Origin of the sequence: Actinomadura gamaensis, from assembly GCF_042652125.1 — a bacterium.
Taxonomy (GTDB): domain Bacteria; phylum Actinomycetota; class Actinomycetes; order Streptosporangiales; family Streptosporangiaceae; genus Spirillospora; species Spirillospora gamaensis.
On the sequence record NZ_JBHSIT010000001.1, the window covers coordinates 880,581 to 902,877 of the forward strand.

Below are 22,297 nucleotides of genomic sequence, written 5' to 3' on the forward strand. Positions count from 1 at the left end.
TGTCGCCCGCGAGGAGGCGCTGATGGGGACGGCGCTGACCGGCGCGGCGCTGCTGGTGGCCCTGGTCGCGCTGGTGATCGTGGTGGTGCGGCGGCCGGGCGGTCCGGCCGGGCCGGATCCGGAGGAGACCGAACGGGCGAGGGAGGGCGCGGAGGAGATCCGCCGCGCCGCCCGCGAGGAGGCCGACGAGATCAGGAGGGCGGCCAGGGACGACGCCCGCGAGCTGCTCGCCAAGGCGGAGCGGCAGGCGGAGCGGCACGCCGGGACGGCGCGCGCCGAGCTGGAGGAGGAGGCCAGAGAGCTCCGCGAGGACCTCAGGACGCTCCGCGAGGACCTGGAGCGCCGCGAGGCCCGGCTGGCCGAGCGCGAGCAGCGCCTCGACGGCGAGGTGCGGCGCCTGGAGGAGTGGTCGGGCCGCCTGAACGAGACCAAGAAGGCCCTGGAGGCCCGCAAACAGGAGCTCGCGAAGCTGGACGACGAGCGGAAGGCCGTCCTGGAGCGGACGGCCGGGCTGACCGCCGAGCAGGCCAAGGCGGAGCTGGTCGCGGCGATCGAGAACCAGGCGAAGCGGGAGGCCGTCCCGATCACGCGGGAGATCGAGAGCGCGGCCCGCGCGGAGGGCGACAAGCGCGCCCGCAAGATCGTCACGCTGGCCATCCAGCGGGTCGCGAGCGAGCAGACGGCCGAGTCGGTGGTGAGCGTCCTGCACCTGCCCGGGGACGAGATGAAGGGCCGGATCATCGGCCGCGAGGGCCGCAACATCCGGGCCTTCGAGTCCACCACCGGGGTGAACCTGATCATCGACGACACCCCCGAGGCGGTGCTGCTGAGCTGCTTCGACCCGGTGCGCCGCGAGGTGGCGCGGCTGACGCTGGAGAAGCTCGTGCTGGACGGCCGGATCCACCCGTCCCGCATCGAGGAGGTCTACGAGCGCAGCAAGGCGGACGTGGAGCAGCTGTGCGTGCGGTCCGGCGAGGACGCGCTCGTCGAGCTGGGCATCACCGAGATGCATCCGGAGCTGATCGCGCTGCTCGGGCAGTTGCGGTACCGCACGTCCTACGGGCAGAACGTGCTGAAGCACCTGGTCGAGTCGGCGCACATCGCCGGGATCATGGCGCACGAGCTGCGGCTGCCCGCGGACATCGTGAAGCGCGGGACGCTGCTGCACGACATCGGCAAGGCGCTCACGCACGAGGTGGAGGGCAGCCACGCGCTGATCGGCGCGGAGATCGCCCGCCGCTACGGCGAGCACGAGGACGTCGTGCACGCGATCGAGGCGCACCACAACGAGGTCGAGGTGCGGACGGTCGAGGCCGTCATCACGCAGGCGGCGGACGCGGTGAGCGGCAGCCGTCCGGGGGCGCGCCGCGAGTCGCTGGAGGCCTACGTCAAGCGGCTGGAGCGGCTGGAGCAGATCGCGCGGGAGAAGCACGAGGGCGTGGAGAAGGTGTTCGCCATGCAGGCGGGCCGCGAGATCCGGGTGATGGTGCGGCCGGACACGGTGGACGACATCCAGGCCCAGGTGATCGCCCGCGACATCGCCAAGCAGGTGGAGGACGAGCTGACCTATCCCGGCCAGATCCGGGTGACGGTCGTCCGGGAGTCCCGCGCCACCGAGTTCGCCCGCTGATCGCGTCCGGCGAGGGGTCCGGAACCGACGTTCCGGGCCCCTCCCGCCCGACCGCCCGGCTTTCTCCCGACCCCTTGGAGCCGTGCTCGCAGCGGCTGTAGGCGCCCGGGACACGTCCGCCGCCGAGGCGGATCGCCCCGCGGCCCCGTCCGGAGCAGGCGGGCGCCAAGCGACGGCATGGACTGGGTCTATCCGAGGTGCGCCGGTCCGGGTGATCATGATCGGCTGACTAGGTTCTGGGACCAGAGTGATCATTCGCGTTGTGGCGTGACGGAAGAGTCGGTATTTTCGGGCAAATGCGAAAGGGTCGGATGCGGGTTACGTATGCGGCCGTTGCGGTCACGGGGGTCGCGGCGGTCACCACGGGTGGGGTGCTGGTCAGTCAGGGGAGTGCGAAGTCGCACACGGTGGCGGACACGTCCGCCAGCCTGACGATCAGCTCCGTCGACGCCCAGGACGCCGAGAAGTACTGGACGCCGCAGCGGCTCGCCTCGGCGACCCCGGTCGGCGGTCCGAAGGCCGCCGCCCCGACGGCGCCCTCGGCGGTCGGGCCCCAGATGGGCGAGCGCAGCGTGACGGCGCAGAGCGTGCCGAAGTCCACCACGTTCGGCGGGATCCCGACCGTCGGCGCGGTGTTCTTCAACAACGGCAAGGGCAACCACTACTGCACGGCCAGCGTCATCCACAGCTACTCGCAGAGCCTGCTGCTCACGGCGGCGCACTGCATCCACGGCGGCAAGGGCGGCGGCTACGCCAAGAACGTGGCCTTCGTGCCGAAGTTCGACAGCGGCAAGCGTCCCTACGGCATCTGGTCGGCGAAGACGCTGGTGGTGGACAAGCGCTGGGCGTCCAACAGCGACCCCGACCTCGACTACGGCTTCATCGGCGTCTACCCGCGCGGCGGACGCAAGATCGAGCAGGTCGTCGGGTACAACAAGCTGGCCATCAACCAGGGCACGGGCAACTGGGTGAACGTCACGGGCTACCCGAGCCGCAGCAACCGCCCGATCTACTGCAAGACCAAGACGGCCAGGCAGTGGAAGTACCAGATCCGGATGGACTGCACCGGCTTCTACGGCGGCACCAGCGGCAGCCCGTGGCTGCTCTGGTACAACACCCGCTCGCACACCGGCTACGTCAACGGCGTGGTCGGCGGCTACCAGGAGGGCGGCAGCGTCTCCTGGCGGTCGTACTCGCCGTACTTCGACGGGGACATCTACAACCTGCGGAAGGCCGCCGACAGCCGCGCGTGAGCCGACGGGACCGTCCAAGCCCGCTGAATCCCTGACGGTCTGGAAAAAGCAAAAAACTGCGGCGCGCCCCTGGCGCGCCGCAGTTCTCTTTTTTTTCCGCCCTGACGCGTGTCAGTCGAGCTCGATCGGCGCGACGCCCTGCGGTTCGAAACCGAGCGTCCGGCCGTAGAAGGCGAGTTCGGACTCCAGGCACTTGATGACCGTTTCGGCGCGCCGGAATCCGTGCGACTCGCCCTCGAACGTCAGGTACGCGTGCGGGACCTTCCGCTCGGCCAGCGCCTCGGCGAACCGGGCGGACTGGTCGGCCGGGACGATCGGGTCGTCCAGGCCCTGGAGGAGCAGCACCGGGCAGGACGCCTTGTCGGCGTGCCCGAGCGGCGACCGCTCCTCGTAGGCGCGCTCGAAGCCGGGCAGCGGCCCGATCAGCCCGAACAGGTAGTGCGACTCGAAGTCGTGCGTGGCCGCCGCGAACGACGCGAGGTCGCTGATCCCGAAGTAGGACGTCGCGGCGGAGAACAGGTCCGTCGTGGTGATCGAGGCGAGGGTCGTCCAGCCGCCCGCGCTGCCGCCGCGGATCGCCAGGCGCTCGGGGTCGGCGACGCCGAGCTCGGTCAGGGCCCGCGCGGCGGCGACGGCGTCCTCGACGTCCACGACGCCCCACTGGCGGCGCAGCCGCTCGCGGTAGGCGCGCCCGTACCCCGCCGAGCCGCTGTAGTTGACCTCGATCACGCCGATGCCGCGGCTGGTGAAGTACGCGCGCTCCAGGTCGAGCGTGCTGGACGCCCGCCCGGTCGGGCCGCCGTGCACGAAGACCACGTACGGCGGCTTCTCGCCCGCCGGTCCCTCGGCGTCGGGGTTGGACGGCGGGAACACCAGCGCGTGCACCGGACGGCCGAACGGCCCCTCCAGGCGCTCGGCGCGCGGCATCGACAGGTAGGCGGCGTTCGGCGGCGAGGCCAGCTCGCGCCGCAGGCTCTCGGCCCGGCCGGTCGCGACGTCCACCTTGACGACCGAGGCCGGCACCTCGGGCGCGCCCGCGACGCCGAGGACCGTGGACCCCGACACCGACAGCGCCGGGCGCCAGTCGGCGTACGGCAGGTCCAGGTCGGTCAGCTCCAGCGTCTCCGGGTCGTACACGCCGAGCCGCAGGTCGCCCTCGCCGTGCAGGACGGCCAGCCGCCCGTCGTCGAGGATCGCGTACGGCTTGCCGCCGAGCGTCCACAGCGGGCCGGCGAACTCCTCCTCGGCGGGGTAGAGCGCCTGCGGCGACTCGCCGTGCAGCCCGACCTGGTAGATGTTCCACCAGCCGGGCCAGTCGGAGATCACGTACAGGGTCTCGTCGTCGCGCCAGAGCGGCGCGAGCGCCGACTCGGTGAGGCCGCCCTTGACCGTGCGCGGCGCGACGGTCTCGCCGTCCTCCAGGGCGGCGACGCGCAGCTCCGTGCCGTCCCAGGGCATCCGGGGGTGGCTCCACTGCACCCACGCCAGGTGGCCGCCGCTCGGGGACGGCGTGGGCGAGGCGTAGAAGTCGGCCCCGGTGACCAGTTCGTGGATCGCGGCCGCGTCCTCGGCGGCGGACCCGTCCAGCGGCACGCCGACGATCGCGCGCCGGATGCCGTCCGGGGTGTGGCCCTCGCAGACGCACCACACCTGCGCGCCGTCCGGGGACAGGACGTAGTCGGCGTAGCGCAGCCCGGCGGGCTCGGCGGGCTCCGGGGTCAGCGGGCGCGGCTTGGGCTCGTTCGGGTCGGCCGGGTCGAGCAGGTAGAGCCGCTGGTCCTCGTAGTTGGAGAAGACGATCGCGTGACCGCCGCCGGACGGCACCGGCAGGTACGACCGCCCGCCGTACTCGTGCACGCGCGTTCGGGCGTCGAAGGGGGCCTGGAGCAGCTCGGCGCGGTGGCCCCCGGCGAGGTGGACGACCGTCGTCCGGCCGCCCTCCTCGGGCCGGGTCTCCTGCCACCACACGTCGTCGCCCGCCACGGTGGGGTAGCCGATCCGCAGCCGCGCGCGGGCGACGTCGGCGGCGGAGATGGGAGAGGGCCAGGAGCCGTAGGGGAGGGTCGCACGAGCGGTCATATGCGAATCGTCCCGCATCAGAGGATCGGTTGGGGCCATGACGGGGCAGTTGCCGCCGGAAAGATACGAGCCGCTCAGCGGGGAGATGTCACGCGGCCGGGGAGATCTCCGTACGGTCGGGACGAGCCGGAGGTTCTGGACGTTCGCCGACCGGGTTTGCGGCGGTCCGTCCCGCCTCCCGCAGTGCCCGCCGGACGGCCCGCGCCGCGCTGCGGCCCGCGCGGTTGGCCCCGATGGTACTCGCCGACGGCCCGTATCCGAGCAGATGGATCCGCGGATCGCCGGCGACGCGCGTCCCGTCCATCACGATCCCGCCGCCCGGCCCGCGCAGCCGCAGCGGCGCGAGGTGCGCCAGCGAGGCGCGGAAACCGGTCGCCCAGAGGATCACGTCTGCGTCGAAGGACGACCCGTCCGCCCACTCGACACCGGACGGCGTGACGCGCTCGAACATCGGCAGCCGGCGCAGCACCCCGGACGCCCGCGCCGCCCTCACCTCGTCGGTCAGCACGAGCCCGGTGACCGAGACGACGCTGCCGGGCGGCAGCCCGCGCCGGACTCGTTCGTCCACCCGCGCGACGGCCGCACGGCCTCGCTCCTCGTCGAACGGCCCCTCGACCCACTCCGGGGGACGCCGGGTCACCCAGCGGGTCTCAGCGGCCACCTCAGCGATCTCCAGCAGCGCCTGGACCCCGGACGCCCCGCCGCCCACGACCACGACCCGCTTCCCGGCGAACTCGCCGGGCCCCCGGTAGTCGTGCGTGTGCAGGTGACGGCCCCGGAAGGCCTCCATCCCGGCATAGCGCGGCCAGAACGGCTTCTCCCACGTCCCGGACGCGTTGATCAGGTGGCGGGCCGCGTACTCGCCCTCGGACGTCGAGAGCAGCAACCGCCCGTCCGGCAGGTTCCGGACCGACGACACGTCCACCGGCCGGCGCACATCGAGCCCGAACTCGCGTTCGTACCGCTCGAAGTACTCCGAGACGACCTCGGACGCCGGACGCGCCGGATCGGGCGTCCCCAGCGGCATCCCCGGCAGATCGGCGATCCGGTGCGCCTTCCCGAGCGTGAGCGTCGGCCACCGGAACTGCCACGCCCCGCCCGGACGGGGCGCATGGTCGAACATCACGAAGTCGAGCCCGTCCCGCCGCAGCTGGTAACCGGCCGACAGTCCCGCCTGCCCGGCCCCGACCACCGCCACGTCCACCTCGTACGTCACGCCCCCGAAAACCCCGAAGGGCGCCCCCGGATTCCCGGAGACGCCCTTCACGAGAGGCCGGCGGAGGATCAGTCCGCGGCGTCGGGCACCACGCCCACGGCGGGCACCGAGGTGTCGGCGCTCATCGTCGTGATCGACTTGCGGCTGCGGCGGCTGCGCCGCTCCAGCAGCGTGGCGATCCAGCCGACCAGCAGGTTGATCGAGATGTAGATCGCCGTGCAGACGATCGCGGCCTGCAGCAGGTTGTGGAAGTTGGCCGGTTCGATCTTGAAGCCCTGGGCCGTCAGGTCCTCGTAGCCGATGATGTAGCCGAGCGAGGTGTCCTTCAGCAGGACGACCAGCTGGCTCACGATCGCGGGCAGCATCGCCGTGACGGCCTGCGGCAGCAGCACCAGCCTCATCACCGCGTTCTTGCGCATGCCGAGCGCGAACGCCGCCTCGGACTGGCCGCGCGGGATCGACTGCACGCCCGCCCGGACGACCTCGGCGAGCACCGAGCCGTTGTAGAGCGTCAGGCCGAAGACGACGGCGGCGAACGCGGGCACGGTCACCGTGCCGTTGTTGATCGTCACGCCGAAGACCGTGAAGACGTTCTCCACCATGACGCGCTGGAAGTTGCCGAGCGGGCCGTCGGCGATCACCGGGCTGACCGTGGCGGGCACGAAGAACGCCAGGAAGATCAGGATCAGCAGCGGCATCGCGCGGAAGAACTCGACGATCGCCCCGGCCGGGATCCGGATCCACCAGTGGTCCGACAGCCGGGCCAGGCCGAACACCGCGCCGAAGACCAGCGCGAGCACCGCGCCGACGGCCGCGGCCTTCAGCGTGTTGATCGTCCCCTGGATGAAGTAGGTCTTCCAGACGTCCCACTGGGTGAAGGGCTTCCAGAGCTCGGCGGCGAACTGGCCCTTGTCGTTCAGGACGACCAGGACCCAGGCCACGATGCCGACGATCACCAGCGCGGACACGACGGTGAGGATGTTGTTGCGCATCCGGGCGCGCGGCCCGGGCGCGTCGAACAGGACGGTCGCCTGGTCGCGGCTCATCGCGCCACCGCCATTCGCTGGGACAGCCAACCGAAGAAGAACCCGGTCGGGAGGGTCAGGACCAGGTAGCCGACGGCGAAGCCGATGAACATCGGCAGCGTCGCGCCCAGGTCGAAGAACAGCTGCTTCATCTCGGAGGCGGCCTCCACGCCGTAGGCGACCGCGCCCACGACCGTGGTGTTCTTGATCATGGCGATCAGCACGCTGCCGAGCGGGCCGATCACCGACCGGATCGCCTGCGGCAGGATGATCAAGCGCAGCGACTGGGTGAAGGTCAGCCCGATCGAGCGCGCCGCCTCGGCCTGGCCGAGCGGGACGGTGTTGATGCCCGCCCGCAGCGCCTCGGCGACGAACGCCGAGGTGTAGAACGACAGCGCGGTCACCGCCCACCAGTAGCCGTTGACCGACGGCGTGCTGGAGAACGTCAGCTTCAGGATGTCGCTCAGCGCGGAGATGCAGAACGCCGCCAGCAGCGTGAGCGGGGTGTTGCGCAGCAGGTTCACCACGAACGTTCCGACGGCTCGCAGCACCGGCGTCGGGGACACCCGGAAGCTCGCCCAGACGATGCCGAGGATCATCGACAGGACCGCGGTGACGGCGGCCAGCCGGATCGTCGCCCAGAAGCTGATGACGATCTTGTCGAGGTTGTTGAAGACCTCGGTGAAGTCGAAGAGTTGGCCCATGGATTCCCACCTGTGAGAGGCCGCGCCGGCGCCCCCTCGGCAGGGGGCGCGGCGCGGCCGGCGGCGTCAGACGGTCAGGAGCAGCCCTCGAACTGCGGAACGGTGGTGTTCAGCTTCAGGCCGGTGCCGTTGAAGTACTTCTCCAGCAGGGTCTTGGCGGTGCCGTCGGAGTACATCTTCGTGATCGCGGCGTTCACGGCCTCGCAGCCCTTGGTGTCGCCCTTCTTGATGCCGACGCCGTACTTCTCGTCGGTGAACGGGTCGTTGATCACCTTGAACTTGCCCGGCTGCTGGGCGGCGAACCCGGCCAGGATCAGGTCGTCGGTGGAGACCGCGTCCACGGTGTTCGACTCCAGCTTGGCGACGCAGTCGGCGTAGCCGGTGGCGTCCACGGTGGTGGCCTTGATGTTGAGCTTGCCGTCCGGCGGGCCCTGCACGACGCGCTTCCACGAGTTGGAGCCGGCCGCCTTGCAGATCTTCTTGTCCTTGAGGTCGGCGGCCTTCTTGATGCTCGTGTTGCTCGCCTTGACCATGGTGTCCTGGTGGGCCACGTAGTACGGGCCGCCGAAGGTCACCTTGGGCTTGCGCGAGTCGGTGATGGAGTAGGTCGCGACGACCAGGTCCACCTGACCGGTCTGCAGGAAGGTCTCGCGGTTCTCCGAGCGGGCCTCCTTGAAGGTGATCCCGCTCTCCGGCACGCCGAGCTGCTGCGCGATGTACTTGGCGACGGCGACGTCGAAGCCGTCGATGGAGCCGTCCGGCTTCTTCAGGCCGAGCGACGGCTGGTCGAACTTGACGCCGACGACCAGCTTCTTGTCGTTCTTGGCCTTGTCCACGATGCCCGTCGACTCGGCCTTCTTCTTGGAGGAGTCGCTGCCACAGGCGCTCATCGTGAGCGCCAGGGAGGCGGCGGCCAGCGCGGCCACGATCTGACGTGCTCGCATGTGTCGTCCCTCTACTTTCGTGCGTTGCCCGTGCGGGAGGCCCCGCTCAACTCGGTCGCGGTTTCCCTGGTGCGTCCCCCGGGGCCGTCCTTGCGGTATGCCCCGCGGGAGCGCCCTGTCAGCGCTTCGTCTCGGTACGCGGTCTTTCCACGTCATGTCGGTGCGCCTGTGGCCGGTCGCTCGGAGAGCGGACCGGCGGGCGCGGATTCCGGGTGCGTCGGTGCGCCGGTGCGCGCGGATCGGTGTCACCGCCCGCGGACCGGCGTCAGTGCGTAAGGATCTTGGACAGGAAGTCCTTCGCGCGGTCGGTGCGCGCGTTGGTGAAGAACTCGTCCGGCGTGCTCTCCTCGACGATCTGCCCGTCCGCCATGAACACGACCTTCTGCGCCGCGCGGCGGGCGAAGCCCATCTCGTGGGTGACCACGATCATGGTCATGCCCTCGTGCGCGAGGTCGGTCATGACGTCCAGGACCTCCTTGACCATCTCGGGGTCGAGCGCGGAGGTCGGCTCGTCGAACAGCATGACCTTCGGCCGCATCGCCAGCGCGCGGGCGATCGCCGCGCGCTGCTGCTGGCCGCCGGACAGCTGGGCCGGGTACTTGTTGGCCTGCGTGCCGATGCCGACCCGCTCCAGCAGCTCCATCGCGTGCTTCTCGGCCTCGGCCTTGCCCACCTTGCGGACCTTCATCGGCCCGAGCGTGACGTTCTCGAGGATCGTCTTGTGGGCGAAGAGGTTGAAGGACTGGAAGACCATGCCGACGTCGGCGCGGAGCCGGGCCAGGTCGCGGCCCTCCTCCGGGAGCTTCTTGCCGTCGATGCGGATCGTCCCGCCGTCGATCGGCTCCAGCCGGTTGATCGACCTGCACAGCGTCGACTTGCCGCCACCCGACGGCCCGATGATCACGACCACCTCACCGCGGTTGATGGTGAGGTCGATGTCCTTCAGGACGTGCAGTTCGCCGAAGTGCTTGTTGACGTTCTCGAGCACGACGAGGGGCAGGTCGTCAGAGCTCCCCGCGTCACCAGCTCCCTTGCCGATGTCCACCATGAGCCCGGACTTTACGTGACTCTTATCGACGAAGAGGCCCGCGAGTGGTACCGATCCGGTCACGAATGCCCACGTAACCGCGTGGATGGCGGGTTCTCGCACTGATCGTCGGTGCTGGTGGGGCACGGTGTGTCGGCCGTAATGTGACCGGCCGGTAACCGGACGGTGATCGTTCCGGTCCGCGCCGGGCGCCCCGCGCGTCCGACTACGCTGGGTCCGTCATGAGTGCGCCTACTGAGAGCGGTCCCCGCACGTACGAGATCCGTACCTACGGGTGCCAGATGAACGTCCACGACTCCGAGCGGCTGTCCGGCCTGCTGGAGGACGCCGGATACGTGCGCGCGGACGGCGGGGAGCCCGACGTCGTGGTGTTCAACACCTGCGCCGTCCGGGAGAACGCCGACAACCGCCTGTACGGCAACCTGGGCCACCTCCGCCCGGTGAAGGACGGCCGTCCCGGCATGCAGATCGCCGTCGGCGGCTGCCTCGCGCAGAAGGACCGCGACGCGATCGTCCGGCGCGCCCCCTGGGTGGACGTCGTGTTCGGCACGCACAACCTCGGCGCGCTCCCGGTCCTGCTGGAGCGGTCTCGCGTCCAGGAGGAGGCGCAGGTCGAGATCGAAGAGTCCCTGGTGACCTTCCCCTCGACCCTGCCGACGCGGCGCGAGTCCCCGTACGCGGCGTGGGTGTCGATCTCGGTGGGCTGCAACAACACCTGCACCTTCTGCATCGTCCCGTCGCTGCGCGGCAAGGAGAAGGACCGCCGCCCCGGCGAGATCCTCGCCGAGGTCGAGGCGCTGGTCGCCGAGGGCGTCATCGAGGTCACCCTGCTCGGGCAGAACGTGAACGCCTACGGCTCGGGCTTCGGTTCGCTCGCGTCCGCCCCGGACGAGGTGCGCGCCATGACCGAGGGCGGGCAGAGCGCCTTCGCGGGCCTCCTGCGCGCGTGCGGGGGCGTCGAGGGGCTGGAGCGCGTCCGGTTCACCTCGCCCCACCCGAAGGACTTCACCGACGACGTGATCGCGGCCATGGCCGAGACGCCGAACGTCGTGCCGTCCCTGCACATGCCGCTCCAGTCCGGCTCGGACGCCGTGCTGAAGGCGATGCGCCGCTCCTACCGGCAGGAGCGCTACCTCGGGATCATCGAGAAGGTCCGGGCCGCCATGCCGGACGCGGCGATCACCACCGACATCATCGTCGGCTTCCCCGGCGAGACCGAGGCGGACTTCGAGCAGACGCTGCACGTCGTCCGCGAGGCCCGGTTCGCCTCCGCGTTCACCTTCCAGTACTCCAAACGTCCCGGCACCCCGGCAGCGACGATGGACGGCCAGATCCCCAAGGAGGTCGTCCAGGAGCGGTACGAGCGGCTGGTCGCCCTTCAGGAGGAGATCTCCTGGGCGGAGAACAGGAAGCAGCTCGGCCGCACCCTGGAGGTCCTGGTCGCCGAGGGCGAGGGCCGCAAGGACGAGGCGACCCGGCGGCTGTCGGGGCGCGCGGCCGACAACCGGCTCGTCCACTTCGCCGCGCCGGACGAGGACGTCCGGCCGGGCGACATGGTGACCGTCGAGGTCACCTACGCCGCGCCGCACCACCTGGTGGCCGACAGGACGATGTCGGTCCGCCGCACGCGCGCCGGCGACGCCTGGGAGGCGCGGCAGGGCCGGCCCGAGGGCGCCAAGGGCGTCGCGCTGGGCATGCCGTCGATCGGCCGTCCGGCCGCTCCGGCGCAGGCGGCCCCGTCGTGTTCACCGCGTCCGTAGAGGTCCTGTTCACCGCGTCCGTGGAGCGTCCGTACCGGTTCTGCGCGGTCATGCGTCCCTGAGGGCGTTTTCGGACATGCGTCAGGGGCGTCCCAGGTGGACTGGGACGCCCTCGTGACGCTTCGACGACGGCCTTGAGGGCGTCAGGGCCGCTCGGGCGGCCTAGGTTCCGCCGGCGCCGTCCTGGGGGCCTCGGGCGTTCGGCTGGGCGCCCTGCTGCGGGTCCTGCGCGGCGTCCTGCCCCTGGCCGGACGTTTGCTGACCCGGCGCACCGGAGCCCTCGATGTACTGCTTGGCCCTGTCCTGGACCTTGTCGACCTTGTCGGCGTACTTGCCGCCCGTCCTGTCGTCGAGCATGTCCCCGGCCTTGTCCACCGCGCCCTTCGCGGCGTCGGCGTTCTGGCCGAGCATCTGCTTCACCTTGTCGAGGATCGACATCGCAACCTCCCCCGAGGTCGTCGGCGACGTGCGCGCGTCGCGGCGGGCCGCGGCGCGCGACGCCCGTACGGTCCGATCCATACCCACCCCGTTGCCACAATTAAGCCCGTGAGCTCTCCTGACGTGATCGCCGTGGTCGGACCGACCGCCGCCGGGAAGTCCGACCTGGCCGTCGAGCTGGCCCTTCGCCTGCCCGGCGAGGCGGTGAACGCCGACTCGATGCAGTTCTACCGGGGCATGGACGTCGGCACCGCCAAGCTGACGCCCGGCGAGATGCGCGGCGTCCCGCACCACCTGCTCGACATCTGGGACGTGACGGTCACCGCCAGCGTCGCGGAGTTCCAGCGGCTCAGCGAGGAGGCCTTCGCGCGCGTGCACGAGCGGGGGCGGGTGCCGGTGCTGGTCGGCGGTTCCGGCCTCTACGTGCGGGCCGCGCTGGACGAGATGGAGTTCCCCGGCACCGACCCGTCCGTCCGGGCGCGGCTGGAGGACGAACTGGCCGAGACCGGTTCCGGGGCGCTCCACGCGCGCCTGCGCGAACTGGACCCGAAGGCGGCCGAGGCGATCCTGCCGAGCAACGGGCGGCGGATCGTCCGGGCGCTGGAGGTCATCGAGATCACCGGACGGCCGTTCACCGCGACCCTGCCCGAGCACCGCTACCGGTACGGGTCGGTCGTCCAGATCGGCCTGGAGGTGCCGCGCCCCGAGCTGGACGAGCGGATCGCGCTGCGCGTCGAGCGGATGTGGGACGCCGGGCTGGTCGACGAGGTCCGCGCCCTGGAGAAGCGAGGCCTGCGGGACGGCCTGACCGCCGGGCGCGCCCTCGGATACGCGCAGGTCCTGCGGTTCCTGGCGGGGGAGTGGTCCGAGGAGGAGGCCAAGGAGGAGACGATCCGCGCGACACGCCGTTTCGCCCGGCGGCAGGAGTCCTGGTTCCGGCGGGACCCGCGCGTCGTCTGGCTGCCCTACGACGCGCCCGATCTGGTGGAACGCTCCCTGAGCCTGCTGTAGGCGGCCGGCGGGCGGCCCCTAGGATCGTCACCATGCGTTTCATCAAGGGCCACGGCACCGAGAACGACTTCGTCATCCTTCCCGACCCGGACGGGGCCCTCGACCTGACCGCGGACGCCGTCGCGCGGCTGTGCGACCGGCACGCCGGGATCGGCGCGGACGGCGTGCTGCGGGTCGTCCGGACGAAGTCCGCCGGGGAGCCGGCCGTCGAGGTCCTGCCCGCGGAGTGGTTCATGGACTACCGCAACGCCGACGGCAGCGTCGCCGAGATGTGCGGGAACGGCGTCCGGGTGTTCGCGCGGTACCTGGTGGACGCGGGTCTCGCCGAGCCGGGCGAGTGGGACGTCGCGACCCGCGCCGGGCTGCGCCGGGTGACGGTCGGGGCGTCCGGCGACGTGCGGGTGGAGATGAGCGCGCCGGTCTACCTGGGTGAGGGCGAGGCCACCGTCGCGGGCGAGACGTTCGGCGGCGTCCGGGTCTCGATGGGCAACCCGCACCTGGCGTGCCGGGTGGACGTCCCGCTCGCCGAGCTCGACCTGTGCCACGCGCCGGGTTTCGACCCGTCCGTGTTCCCCGAGGGCGTGAACGTCGAATTCTTCCGTACGGTGGGCGAACGTCACGTGGAGATGCGAGTCTACGAACGTGGTTCGGGTGAGACCCGGTCCTGCGGCACCGGCACGGTGGCCGTCGCGGTGGCCGCCGCGCTCGGGGGATCGGTCCCCCGCGGCCTGACGGACCTGCCGACCGGGGAGTGGACCGTGGACGTCCCGGGCGGCCGGGTCACGGTGTCTCTCGAGGCCGGGACCAGCTACTTGACCGGTCCGGCGGTGCTCGTGGCCGAGGGCGAGACCCGGCCCGGATGGCTCTAGTCATATCTGACTATTTTTTGTCCCGGCCGACTCGGGACTTCCGTCCCTGACGGACGGGCCTCCCGGTCGCCTACTTTCTGGGTGCACACCTCGGGTGGCGAGCACACCTCAAGGTGCAGGCCGCGCGGGCCGGGATGGGAGCCTCGGAACCGCAGCGGTGTTCGAGGGCCGGTGGCGACCTTCTTGGCGGGGGGCGGTCACCGGCCCTCACCATGTCCACGGGCAGGCCACGGCCGCCCGGAGGCGCGTCCTCATCAGTGCCGGATCAGTGCCGGTCGGCTTCGGCGGGCGTCCGCACCGGGCTCTCCTTCGCCGGCCCGATCACCAGGGCGGGGTCCGAGGCGGCGGGATCGGGACCCGGCGGCGCGCCCGAGAGGGGCAGCCTCGCCCGGACGAGCGTCCCGCCCTCGGGCCGGCGGCGCACCGAGCACGTCCCGCCCAGCTCGGCGGCGCGCTCCCGCATCGACGACAGCCCCACCCCGGCCCGGACGTCGCGGGGCAGCCCGACGCCGTCGTCCCGGACGGTGACGTCCAGGTCTCCGCTCAGGTCCAGCCGGACGAGCGCGTGCCCGGCCCGCGCGTGCCGGTAGACGTTGGTCAGCGCCTCCTGCACGATCCGGTACGCCGCGACCTCGGCCGCCGCCGGGAGCGCGGCGAGGTCGCCCTCGACCTCGACCTCCACGTGGGGCCCGTGGCCGCCGCTGCCGACCACGCCGCCGAGCGCGCGGATCGCCCCGGCGAGGCCGAGGTCGTCCAGCGCGGGCGGGCGCAGTCCGTAGACGAGGTCGCGCAGCTCGCCGATCGTGCGGCCCATGGTGCTGCGCAGCCGCTCCAGCATGGCGTCGGCGGCCTCCGGGTCGGACCGCATCGTGATGCGGGCCGCGTCCACGGTCATGGCGAGGCTGGCCAGCGTCGGCCCGAGCCCGTCGTGCAGGTCGCGGCGGAGCCTGCGGCGCTCCTCCTCGCGGGTGCGCAGGATCCGCTCGCGCGAGCGCTGGACGTCCATGGCGAGCCGCGCGGCGTTGGCCAGCTCGGCGAGGTTGCGGGCGAGGATGCCGGCGAGCCGGGCGTCCGGGGCGCGCTCGCCGCCGAAGATCAGCCGTCCGACGGGCTCGCCGTGCCAGATCAGCGGGACGCGCTGCGGACGCTCCGGCGGCGTGCCGTCCTCGACGAGCGCGGCGAGCTTGCCGTCCCGGTCCAGCACCTCGATCGTGACGCCGGACGCGCGCAGCGCCTCCCGGACGGCCGAGGCCGCCGTGGCGAGCGCGGCGTTCGGGTCCGACGCCGTCTGCAGCCGGCGCTGGAGCCGGTCGGCCAGCCGGTACGGATCGCGCTCGCGGTGCAGCATCCGGTCCACGCCGCGTTGCAGCCGCCGCCGGGTCGGCTCGAACACCACGCCCGCCGCGACCGCGCCCGCGAGGCCCGCGAGCCCGCCGTTGCCGGACACGACCAGGCTCACCGCGCCGACGAGGGTGAAGTACACGCCGGTGATCACGCCGACCAGGCCGGCGTAGACCAGGGTCCGGTTGATCACCACGTCGATGTCGTACAGCCGGTAACGGGTGATCGCGATCGCGACGCAGACCGGGATGGTGACGATCGCGGTGTCCCGGACCGGGTCGCCGATCCGGGTGCTCTCCCCGATGTAGACGATCGCCTCGGCGACCAGGCCGGGGTAGACCACCCAGGCGATCTGGCGCCGCACGTCCGGCACGGCCCGCCGGAACCGGACGGCCAGCGAGACCAGGGCGAGCGTGAGCGCCGTCCCGATCAGCGCCGCGATCGGCAGCGGGATCGACTGGAGCGGGTACACCGAGACGCCGTTGTGGAAGCGCCGCGCGTCCGGATCGATCGTCAGGTGGACCGCCACCACGACCGGGACCAGGAAGGCCAGTCCCAGGACCGGGCGGAACCAGCGGGACACGAGCCGTCCGTCGGGGAACAGCATCGGCAGGGCGAGGGTGAGCACGTAGGTGTCGACCGCCCACAGCCAGTGGCTCAGCCACGTCGGCAGCCACGCGCCCGGCCAGTGGTGGATCTCGGCGAGCGGCGCGAGGTTCAGCGTCAGGACGTAGACCGCGGCGCTGATCCCGGCGCCGAGCATCAGCAGCCCGACCCGCCGTCCGGCGCGGTGCGCGGTGAGCAGCGCCCCGACCGGGCTCCACGACAGCGCCACGAACACCTCGGGATGCCACCACACCATCCGCCGTCCGGCCGGCACCCAGCGGCCGAGCAGCAGCGCGGCGGCGACGAGCAGCACGGCCGCCGCCGCGCCCGCCAGCGCCGCACCGCCGGTGCTCCGCCCGATCCTCGCGCTGCCCACTGCCTCTCCCGGGTCCTCAGGTAATGAGATGTTAAAACGCCGAGGTGACGGCCACGCCCCCGCGGACCCGTCCGGGAGCGGGCGGGGTGGGGCGTGTGAGGAGTTTCTAGCGCTTTTGAGGCGTCCGGGCGAGAGGGGCGGTCAGCCCCGCGTCACCGGGGCGGGCGCGGGGAAGAGGGCTCGGACACCGCGCGCCAGGGTCTCGGGCGTCGCGTCCCCGAGAAGGACGTACTGCAGGATGAACCCCGGGAACAGGCCGAACAATACCTGCCCGGCCGCCTCGGCATCGACGTCGGCGGGCAGCCGGCCGGCCGCCGCGAGGCGGCGCGCGTAGGCCGACCAGAGATCGCGGACGCCGACCATGGTCTCCCGGACGTGGGCGCCGACGTGCTCGTCGTGCGCGGCCATCGCCCACGCCTGGGCGGCGAGCCGGACCGGTCCGTTCCCCGACGCGAGGTCCCGGATGTGCTCGCACGCGGCCCGGCAGACCTCGTCGGGGGCGAGCAGCGGTTCGGCGTGCACCAGGTCGGACAGGACGCTCAGCAGGTCGCCGCGGGTGGACGAGACGATCTCGTCGACGATCTCGTTCTTGCTCTTGAAATAGCGGTAGACGGCCCCGGCGGACAGGCCCGACTCGGCGAAGATGTCCTGCATCGAGGTCTCGTGCAGGCCCTTGCGGATGAAGCAGGCGCGGGCCGCGTCGACGATCTGGCGGCGGCGGCGCTCCAGGTGCTCTTCGCTGACACGGGGCATGCCCCCAAAGTAAAACGAACGTCCGTTCTTGACAACTCGGCGGGGCGGTGCCACGGTGAACGGAGAGGTAAAGAGAACGAACGTCCGCTTTTATTGGAGGCGGTCATGACCGCAACCCCCGGCGCCGGGACCGGATCCGGCGTGTTCGCGCGCCGCGCGCTCGCCGTCGCCCTCGGCGCGGCCCTCCTGCAGATGCTGATGGTCACGGCGTTCGCCTGGCCGTCCGCCCGGATCGCACCGCGCGAGCTGCCGATCGTCGTGGCCGGTCCCGGCGCGGACGCGCTGGCCTCGCGGCTCGACCACGAGCGGCCCGGCATGTTCGACGTCACGGTCCGGCCGGACGAGGCGTCCGCCCGCGCGGACCTCACCGGCCGCCGGGCCTACGGCGCGATCGTGACCGGTCCGGCCGGGCCGCGGGTGATGGTGGCGTCCGCCGCGTCCCCGATGGTCGCGCAGCAGCTGAGCCAGCTGAGCCAGCTCGCCACGCCGCCCGGCCGGCCCGGGGGAGCGGCGGACGCGCCGGGACGCGCGGCCCCCGCCGCCGTCCAGGACGTGGTCCCCGCCGCGGCCGACGACCCGCGCGGAGCCGGATTCGGCGCGATGGTCCTCCCGCTGGTCATGTCCGCGATCGCCGGAGCGGCGCTGCTGACGCTGACCGTCCGGTCCGTGCCGTGGCGGTTCGCCGGAGTCGTGCTGTTCGCCGTCCTCGGCGGTCTCGCGACGGGCTGGCTCGCCCGGTACGGCCTCTCGCTGCTGCCCGGCTCGTACGTCGAGACCGCCGGAGGCGCGGCGCTGGCGATCCTCGCGGTCGCGGGCGCGGTCGTCGGCCTCGCCGACGTCCTCGGACGGCCCGGACTCGCCCTCGGCGGCCTGACGATGCTGCTGGTCGGCAACCCGCTGTCGGCCGCGACCTCGGCCCCCGAGCTGCTGCCCCGCCCGTGGGGCGAGATCGGCCAGTACCTCCCGCCCGGCGCGGCGGCCACGCTCCTGCGCGCGACCGCCTTCTTCGACGGCGCACGGATCGCGACGCCCCTCGCGGTGCTCCTCGCCTGGGCGCTCGGCGGGCTGGCGCTGCTCGGCGTCGCCGCGTTGCGCGCGCGGGGCCGCGGGACCGCCGAAACCGTCGCCGAGCGTGAAGCCGTGCCCGCCTAACGAAGCCCGGACCGGGGCCTCCCGTCCGCAAACTTCTCCGAACGCCTGCGCGGATCGTGAGTGCTGAGTAGCATTCCGTAACTGCCTAGGGTCTGGAGAGGGGCGGATGGGGGGCTTCCTGCTTCGGCGGCTGGCCAACTACGCGGTACTCGTGGTTCTGGCCACGAGCCTGGCCTACGTCCTCGCCGCCTGCGCGCTCAACCCGCGCGCCAACCTCATGGACCGCAGCCCGCGTCCGCCCGCGTCCGTCGTGGACGCGGAGCTGACCCGGCTCAACCTCAACGACCGCACGCCGCTCCAGCGCCGCTACGCGACCTGGGCGCGCGGCGTGCTGCACGGCGACTTCGGGCGTACCTGGGAAGGCGAGTCCGTCAACGGGGAGATGTGGCGGCGGGCCTGGGTGAGCCTGCGGCTGCTCGTCTTCGGCGCGGTGCTCGGCGGCGTGTTCGGCGTCCTGCTCGGCGCGTACGCGGCCGTGCGCCGCGACCGGCTCCCCGACCGGGTCGCCACCTACGGCTCCTACCTGCTGCTGTCGGTGCCGGTGTTCGTGCTGGCGGTCGTCCTCCAGTACGCCGCCGAGCGGGTCAACGCGATGGCCGGCACGCAGGTGTTCGCATGGGTCGGGGAGTCCACGCCCGGATCGGGCGACGGCACGTTCGGGGCGCTCGGCGCGTTCGCCGACCGGCTCCGGCACCTGCTGCTGCCGACGCTGACGATCGCGATCGGGCAGCTCGCCCTGTACGCGCGCTACCAGCGGGGCCTGATGCTCGACGTGCTGGGCGCCGACTTCGTCCGGACGGCGCGCGCGAAGGGACTGACCCGCCGGGGCGCGCTGCTGAGGCACGGGCTGCGGACGGCGCTGATCCCGATGACCACCTACTTCTCCTACACCTTCGGGATGCTGCTGCTCGGCTCGATGTTCACCGAGAAGATCTTCGGCTGGCACGGCATGGGCGAATGGCTGGTCGACTCCATCTCGCGCGGGGACGTGAACGTCGTCGCCGCGACCGCCTGCTTCGCCGCCGTGACCGTCCTGCTCGCCGGGGTGTTCTCCGACATCCTCTACGGCATCCTCGACCCGCGCGTGCGCACGAGGACTCGATGACCGGCGTGCTGAAAGGGCGTCCGGGCCGGGGACGGGCCGTCACGGGAGCCGTCCTGCTGGTACTGCTGTTCCTGCTCGCGTTCGCCGGGCCGCTGGTGTCGCCGTGGGGATGGGACGACATCGACTTCGGCGCGTTCCTGAGCCCGCCGTCCGCGCAGCACTGGTTCGGCACCACGCAGAGCGGCCGGGACGTGTTCGCGCTGACCCTGCGCGGGATGCAGAAGTCGCTGATCATCGGCCTGTCGGTCGCCGTGCTGTCCACCGGGCTCGCCGCGGTCGTCGGGACCGCCGCGGGCTACCTCGGCGGCTGGGTCGACCGGGCGCTGATGTGGGGCGTGGACCTGCTGCTCGTGCTGCCGTCCTTCCTGGTCGTGGCCATCCTGTCGCCCGCGCTCGGCGGCAGCTGGCAGGCGCTCGTGGCGCTGCTCGCGGCGTTCCTGTGGATGGTGACGGCGCGGATGGTGCGGGGGATGACCGTGTCGCTGCGCGAGCGCGAGTGGGTGCTCGCCGCGCGGTTCCTCGGCGTCGGCGCGGGGCGGACGATCGTCCGGCACGTCCTGCCGCACCTGGCGTCGCTGCTGCTGGTGGACGCGGCTTTGAACGTGAGCGTCGCGATCCTCGCCGAGTCGGGCCTGTCCTACTTCGGGTTCGGGGTGCGCCCGCCGGACACCTCGCTCGGCACGGTCATCGCCGAGAGCCACGGCGCGGCGACGGTGTTCCCGTGGCTGTTCGGCTTCGCCGCCGGGCTGCTCGTCCTGATCGTGCTGGCCGTGAACCTGCTCGCCGACGGCCTGCGGGACGTCCTCGACCCGCAGCTCACCCCGGCGGTGGCCACGGCCGAGCCGGAGGCCGAGACGGTGAGGTCCGCCTCCGCGGGCGCGGGGGAGCCCGTCGTCGAGGGGAGCGCTCCGTGAACGTGCTGGAGGTCCGCGACCTCAGCGTCACCTACCGTCCGGACGTGCGGGCCGTGCGCGGCGTGAGCTTCGCGGTCGGGCGCGGTGAGGTGCTCGGCGTGGTCGGCGAGTCGGGGTCGGGGAAGACCGCGATCGCCCTGGCCGTCCTCGGCCTGCTGCCCGAGCGGACGCGGGTCACCGGGTCGGTGCGGCTGCGCGACCGCGAGCTCCTCGGGCTCTCCGACGGCGAGATGTCCCGCATCCGCGGCAAGGACCTCGCGATGGTGTTCCAGGACCCGCTCTCCTCGCTGACGCCGGTGCATTCGGTCGGGGACCAGATCGCCGAGACGATCCGCATCCATTCCGGGGCGACCCGCGCCGCCGCTCGTGCGCGCGCGGTGGAACTGCTGGATCTGGTCGGCATCCCGAACGCCTCCCGCCGGGCGCGCGCGCATCCGCACGAGTTCTCCGGCGGCATGCGGCAGCGCGTCATGATCGCGATGGCGGTCGCCAACGACCCGGTCGCGATCGTCGCCGACGAGCCGACGACCGCCCTCGACGTGACGCTCCAGGCGCAGGTCCTGGACGTGCTGCGGACGGCGGGCGAGGCGTCCGGCGCGGCGATCCTGGTGATCACCCACGACCTCGGCGTCGTCGCCGGGTTCGCCGACCGGATGCTGGTGATGTACGCGGGCCGGGCGGTGGAGACCGGGCCGGTCGAGGACGTCTACCGGCGGCCCCGGATGCCGTACACGGTCGGCCTGCTGCGCTCGCTGCCCCGGCTGGACGGGGTGGGCGGCCGTCCGGTGCCGATCGACGGGGCGCCGCCGTCGCTCGGCGCGCTCCCGCCCGGCTGCCCGTTCACGCCGCGCTGCCCGATCGCCGTCACCGCCTGCGAGGACGGCGAACCGCCGCTGCTCCCGGTCGGCCGTTCGGGGCACGCGGCGGCCTGCATCAACACTCCGGCTACACGCGATCCCGACGCGGTCTTCCCGATGGCCTCCGCCGAACGTTCCCCGTCGGCCGATCGCGATATGGGCGCGCGCACGAGCCGTCCGGCCGTCCTGGACGTCTCGGATTTGCGCCGCTTCCACGTGGAGCGTCGCGGCCTGCTCGGACGGACGTCCGGCACGCTCCGCGCGGTGGACGGCGTCACGTTCGACGTCCGCGCCGGGGAGACGCTGGGCCTGGTCGGCGAGTCGGGCTGCGGGAAGACGACCGTGCTCATGGAGGTCCTCGCGATGACGCGGCCTCGCAACGGCGGGCGGATCGAGATCCTCGGCCACGACACGGCCGGGCTCAACGCGGCCCGGCGCAAGGCGCTGCGCCGCAACGTCCAGGTCGTGTTCCAGGACCCGTTCAGCTCGCTCGACCCCAGGATGCGCGTCTCGGCCATCCTCGCCGAACCGCTCCGCACGCACGGCTTTCCGGAAGAGCACATCTCGGAGCGCGTCAAGGAACTGCTGGATCTGGTCGGGCTGGAACCCGCGCACGCCGGACGCCACCCGTACGGCCTGTCCGGTGGGCAGAGGCAGCGCGTGGGGATTGCGCGTGCGCTCGCGTTGGAGCCGAGCCTCGTCCTGCTGGACGAGCCCGTCGCCGCACTGGACGTGTCCGTCCAGGCCGGAATCATCGATCTGCTAGAGGAACTCAGGACGCGCCTAGGGCTGGCGTACCTGTTCGTCGCCCATGACCTCGCGGTCGTGCGCCGCGTAGCGGACCGGGTCGCCGTCATGCACCGGGGACGCATCGTCGAGATCGGCGGGGTCGAGCAGATCTACGACGATCCCGCGCACCCGTACACGCGCGCGCTGCTGGACGCCGTCCCGATCCCCGATCCGGTGCTCGAACGGCGGCGGGCCCGCGTCCGCCTGCCGGACGTCCCGCCCGACGCGCCCCGCCTGGAGGGTGGCTGCCGTTTCCGGCAGCGCTGCCCGCGCTTCCTGGCCCTCCCCGAGCAGACGCGGGCCCGCTGCGAGCGGGACGATCCTGTGCCCCGGTCCGCCGCCGGAGGGCCGGGCCGCCTGGTCACCTGCCACTTTCCCCTGGGCGCGAGCGCATGACCGTCCGCCCCCGCAGCGCCCTCGTCCACCC

The 22,297-nt window shown here is 72.3% G+C and carries 18 protein-coding genes; 9 read left to right on the top strand and 9 right to left on the bottom strand.

Annotation, left to right across the window (positions count from 1 at the left end; all coding sequences use genetic code 11):
- Nucleotides 1-22: 22 nt before the first annotated feature.
- Nucleotides 23-1,630, top strand: coding sequence for a ribonuclease Y (rny, locus tag ACFPCY_RS04100; protein WP_378252187.1), 1,608 nt, complete (start codon nt 23-25; stop codon nt 1,628-1,630).
- A 407-nt stretch (nt 1,631-2,037) separates the two neighbouring features.
- Nucleotides 2,038-2,883, top strand: a complete 846-nt coding sequence (locus ACFPCY_RS04105) for a trypsin-like peptidase domain-containing protein (RefSeq protein WP_378252188.1) — start codon at nt 2,038-2,040, stop codon at nt 2,881-2,883.
- Between the two features lie 111 nt (nt 2,884-2,994).
- On the opposite strand, the gene ACFPCY_RS04110 is transcribed toward ACFPCY_RS04105, so the two are convergent.
- The 6 genes from ACFPCY_RS04110 to ACFPCY_RS04135 form a co-directional block, all read right to left on the bottom strand.
- Entirely contained in the window at nt 2,995-4,962 is a 1,968-nt protein-coding gene (locus tag ACFPCY_RS04110) for a S9 family peptidase (protein WP_378252189.1), read from the bottom strand.
- Between the two features lie 88 nt (nt 4,963-5,050).
- Nucleotides 5,051-6,178 (bottom strand): NAD(P)-binding domain-containing protein, encoded by a 1,128-nt coding sequence (locus ACFPCY_RS04115; RefSeq protein ID WP_378252190.1) that lies wholly within the window; start codon nt 6,176-6,178, stop codon nt 5,051-5,053.
- 68 nt (nt 6,179-6,246) lie between these two features.
- On the bottom strand, nt 6,247-7,224 hold the full coding sequence (locus ACFPCY_RS04120; protein WP_378252191.1) for an amino acid ABC transporter permease: 978 nt from the start codon (nt 7,222-7,224) through the stop codon (nt 6,247-6,249).
- Nucleotides 7,221-7,907 carry an amino acid ABC transporter permease gene (locus ACFPCY_RS04125; protein WP_378252192.1) on the bottom strand — a complete coding sequence of 229 codons (687 nt, stop codon included), beginning with the start codon at nt 7,905-7,907 and terminating at the stop codon, nt 7,221-7,223. The genes ACFPCY_RS04120 and ACFPCY_RS04125 overlap by 4 nt, the downstream gene beginning before the upstream one ends.
- 74 nt (nt 7,908-7,981) lie before the next feature.
- The gene (locus ACFPCY_RS04130; protein ID WP_378252193.1) at nt 7,982-8,851 is read right to left on the bottom strand and encodes a glutamate ABC transporter substrate-binding protein; all 870 of its coding nucleotides are present in this window, start codon (nt 8,849-8,851) and stop codon (nt 7,982-7,984) included.
- Between the two features lie 265 nt (nt 8,852-9,116).
- Complete coding sequence (locus ACFPCY_RS04135; protein WP_378252194.1) at nt 9,117-9,899, bottom strand: amino acid ABC transporter ATP-binding protein; 783 nt, start codon at nt 9,897-9,899, stop codon at nt 9,117-9,119.
- Between the two features lie 221 nt (nt 9,900-10,120).
- On the opposite strand from ACFPCY_RS04135, the gene miaB reads away from it, so the two are divergent.
- Nucleotides 10,121-11,659 carry a tRNA (N6-isopentenyl adenosine(37)-C2)-methylthiotransferase MiaB gene (gene miaB / locus ACFPCY_RS04140; protein WP_378252195.1) on the top strand — a complete coding sequence of 513 codons (1,539 nt, stop codon included), beginning with the start codon at nt 10,121-10,123 and terminating at the stop codon, nt 11,657-11,659.
- A gap of 162 nt (nt 11,660-11,821) precedes the next feature.
- On the opposite strand, the gene ACFPCY_RS04145 is transcribed toward miaB, so the two are convergent.
- A complete protein-coding gene (locus ACFPCY_RS04145) occupies nt 11,822-12,097 on the bottom strand; it encodes an antitoxin (protein ID WP_378252196.1) in 276 nt (91 codons plus the stop codon).
- 123 nt (nt 12,098-12,220) lie between these two features.
- Between ACFPCY_RS04145 and miaA the strand changes: the two genes are divergently transcribed.
- On the top strand, nt 12,221-13,108 hold the full coding sequence (miaA, locus tag ACFPCY_RS04150) for a tRNA (adenosine(37)-N6)-dimethylallyltransferase MiaA (RefSeq protein ID WP_378252580.1): 888 nt from the start codon (nt 12,221-12,223) through the stop codon (nt 13,106-13,108).
- 32 nt (nt 13,109-13,140) lie between these two features.
- A complete protein-coding gene (gene dapF, locus ACFPCY_RS04155; protein ID WP_378252197.1) occupies nt 13,141-13,977 on the top strand; it encodes a diaminopimelate epimerase in 837 nt (278 codons plus the stop codon).
- Nucleotides 13,978-14,242: 265 nt separating this feature from the next.
- Here dapF and ACFPCY_RS04160 read toward each other — a convergent pair whose 3' ends face one another.
- Both ACFPCY_RS04160 and ACFPCY_RS04165 read right to left on the bottom strand, forming a co-directional pair.
- Nucleotides 14,243-16,300, bottom strand: coding sequence for a sensor histidine kinase (locus ACFPCY_RS04160; protein ID WP_378252198.1), 2,058 nt, complete (start codon nt 16,298-16,300; stop codon nt 14,243-14,245).
- A gap of 141 nt (nt 16,301-16,441) precedes the next feature.
- On the bottom strand, nt 16,442-17,053 hold the full coding sequence (locus ACFPCY_RS04165) for a TetR/AcrR family transcriptional regulator (RefSeq protein WP_378252199.1): 612 nt from the start codon (nt 17,051-17,053) through the stop codon (nt 16,442-16,444).
- Between the two features lie 105 nt (nt 17,054-17,158).
- On the opposite strand from ACFPCY_RS04165, the gene ACFPCY_RS04170 reads away from it, so the two are divergent.
- From ACFPCY_RS04170 to ACFPCY_RS04185, 4 genes are all read left to right on the top strand, one after another.
- Nucleotides 17,159-18,205 (top strand): hypothetical protein, encoded by a 1,047-nt coding sequence (locus tag ACFPCY_RS04170; RefSeq protein ID WP_378252200.1) that lies wholly within the window; start codon nt 17,159-17,161, stop codon nt 18,203-18,205.
- A 106-nt stretch (nt 18,206-18,311) separates the two neighbouring features.
- The gene (locus ACFPCY_RS04175) at nt 18,312-19,310 is read left to right on the top strand and encodes an ABC transporter permease (RefSeq protein ID WP_378252201.1); all 999 of its coding nucleotides are present in this window, start codon (nt 18,312-18,314) and stop codon (nt 19,308-19,310) included.
- Nucleotides 19,307-20,224 carry an ABC transporter permease gene (locus ACFPCY_RS04180; protein WP_378252202.1) on the top strand — a complete coding sequence of 306 codons (918 nt, stop codon included), beginning with the start codon at nt 19,307-19,309 and terminating at the stop codon, nt 20,222-20,224. Before ACFPCY_RS04175 ends, ACFPCY_RS04180 begins: the two co-directional genes overlap by 4 nt.
- The gene (locus tag ACFPCY_RS04185) at nt 20,221-22,266 is read left to right on the top strand and encodes a dipeptide ABC transporter ATP-binding protein (RefSeq protein ID WP_378252203.1); all 2,046 of its coding nucleotides are present in this window, start codon (nt 20,221-20,223) and stop codon (nt 22,264-22,266) included. The genes ACFPCY_RS04180 and ACFPCY_RS04185 overlap by 4 nt, the downstream gene beginning before the upstream one ends.
- Nucleotides 22,267-22,297: the final 31 nt, after the last annotated feature.